Origin of the sequence: Amycolatopsis sp. NPDC051061, from assembly GCF_040682935.1 — a bacterium.
Classification (GTDB): Bacteria; Actinomycetota; Actinomycetes; order Mycobacteriales; family Pseudonocardiaceae; genus Amycolatopsis.
Window position 1 is genome coordinate 1 of sequence record NZ_JBFBBZ010000134.1, and the last position, 2056, is coordinate 2056.

Sequence of the window (2056 nt, forward strand, 5' to 3'; positions counted from 1 at the left end):
CAAGGATTCCCATTATTTAGCCAAGAATCAGGTAATTCTACTTGGTAACCATCTACTATTTTTTGTTTGAGACGAAAATAAAGTAGGACTTCTTAATCAGTAAGTTATAGAAAGCAAAAGACTTTTGTAATACCTGAATAGATATTTCACGTCCATTTTGTGATGGATTAAATGAACAAAAATTTAACGGTGTTATCTATTTTTTAAAAAAACAAATAAAAAAAAACAAAAAATTAACAAAAATAGTTGCTTTTTGTTTGAATGTTTGTTATCATATAAACAAAGAAATGATGAAAACGTTATCTTGAACATTTTGCAAAATATTTTCTACTTCTACGTAGCATTTCTTTTTAAAATTTAGGAGGTAGTCCAAATGGCTATTGTTGTTGGTGCAGATCTCAAAGGTACGAGATTAAAAGATGTTGTGAAAAATTTTCTTGTAGAAGAAGGTTTTGAGGTAATTGATGTGACTAAGGACGGACAAGATTTTGTTGATGTTACCTTGGCAGTTGCCTCTGAAGTAAATAAAGATGAGCAAAACTTAGGTATTGTAATTGATGCTTATGGAGCTGGTCCATTCATGGTAGCAACTAAAATTAAAGGTATGGTTGCAGCAGAAGTGTCAGATGAACGCTCAGCTTATATGACACGTGGACATAACAATGCACGAATGATTACGGTTGGCGCTGAAATCGTCGGTGATGAGCTTGCTAAAAACATCGCTAAAGCTTTCGTCAATGGTAAATATGATGGCGGACGTCATCAAGTCCGAGTAGATATGCTTAACAAGATGTGTTAAGAAAAGGAGTTAAAAAATGAGAATCGCAATTGGATGTGACCACATTGTCACAGATGTAAAAATGGCAGTATCAGAATTCTTGAAATCAAAAGGACATGAGGTCCTTGATTTCGGGACATATGACCACGTACGTACTCACTACCCTATCTATGGTAAAAAAGTCGGTGAAGCAGTAGTAAGTGGTCAAGCAGACTTGGGAGTATGTATCTGTGGTACAGGTGTCGGCATTAACAATGCAGTCAATAAAGTTCCAGGTGTTCGCTCAGCGTTGGTTCGTGATATGACGTCAGCTCTATATGCTAAGGAAGAACTTAATGCGAATGTTATCGGTTTTGGTGGAATGATTACTGGTGGTCTTCTTATGAATGACATCATTGAAGCTTTCATTGAAGCTGAGTACAAACCAACAGAAGAAAATAAAAAATTGATTGCAAAAATCAAACACGTTGAAACACATAATGCACATCAAGCAGATGGGGATTTCTTTACAGAATTCCTTGAAAAATGGGACCGTGGTGAGTACCACGATTAAGGTATAACCAATGATTCTGACAGTCACACTAAATCCTTCAGTAGACATCTCTTATCCTCTAGAAACATTGAAAATTGATACAGTGAATAGGGTGAAAGATGTTAGTAAGACAGCTGGTGGAAAAGGCTTAAATGTTACTAGAGTCTTGTATGAATCTGGTGATAAAGTTACTGCTACAGGTTTCTTAGGTGGTAAAATTGGTGAATTTATTGAAAGCGAATTAGAACAATCTCCTGTTAGTCCAGCTTTTTATAAAATCTCAGGAAACACTAGAAACTGTATTGCTATCTTACACGAGGGTAACCAAACAGAAATTTTGGAACAAGGACCAACAATTTCTCATGAAGAAGCAGAAGGCTTTCTTGACCACTATAGCAATCTTATTAAGCAATCAGAAGTTGTCACAATTTCAGGAAGTTTGCCTTCAGGACTTCCCAACGATTATTATGAAAAACTTATCCAACTTGCTTCGGATGAAGGAGTAGCAGTCGTTTTGGATTGTTCAGGTGCACCACTTGAAACAGTTCTAAAATCGTCGGCTAAACCTACTGCCATCAAACCTAATAATGAGGAACTTTCACAGTTGCTTGGAAAAGAAGTAACAAAAGATATTGAAGAACTCAAAGACGTTCTTAAAGAGTCACTTTTTAGTGGTATCGAATGGAACGCGATCCACTGCAGCGCGTACGACAGGAACGGTCCCGAGTCGGTCTGCGGCAGCGGCA

At 36.9% G+C, this 2056-nt stretch carries 3 protein-coding genes; all 3 read left to right on the forward strand.

Going from position 1 to position 2056, the window contains the following annotated elements; all coding sequences use genetic code 11:
- Nucleotides 1-373: 373 nt before the first annotated feature.
- Nucleotides 374-799, forward strand: coding sequence for a galactose-6-phosphate isomerase subunit LacA (gene lacA, locus AB0N03_RS52160; RefSeq protein ID WP_003131727.1), 426 nt, complete (start codon nt 374-376; stop codon nt 797-799).
- Nucleotides 800-815: 16 nt separating this feature from the next.
- Nucleotides 816-1331 carry a galactose-6-phosphate isomerase subunit LacB gene (gene lacB / locus AB0N03_RS52165; protein WP_058221415.1) on the forward strand — a complete coding sequence of 172 codons (516 nt, stop codon included), beginning with the start codon at nt 816-818 and terminating at the stop codon, nt 1329-1331.
- 10 nt (nt 1332-1341) lie between these two features.
- On the forward strand, nt 1342-2056 hold a 715-nt coding region (lacC, locus tag AB0N03_RS52170), incomplete at its 3' end, for a tagatose-6-phosphate kinase (RefSeq protein WP_364388962.1).

Coding starts and splice junctions, on each gene's coding strand:
- lacA (WP_003131727.1), top strand. CDS start 374: ATGGCTATTGTTGTTGGTGCAGATCTCAAAGGTACGAGATTAAAAGAT.
- lacB (WP_058221415.1), top strand. CDS start 816: ATGAGAATCGCAATTGGATGTGACCACATTGTCACAGATGTAAAAATG.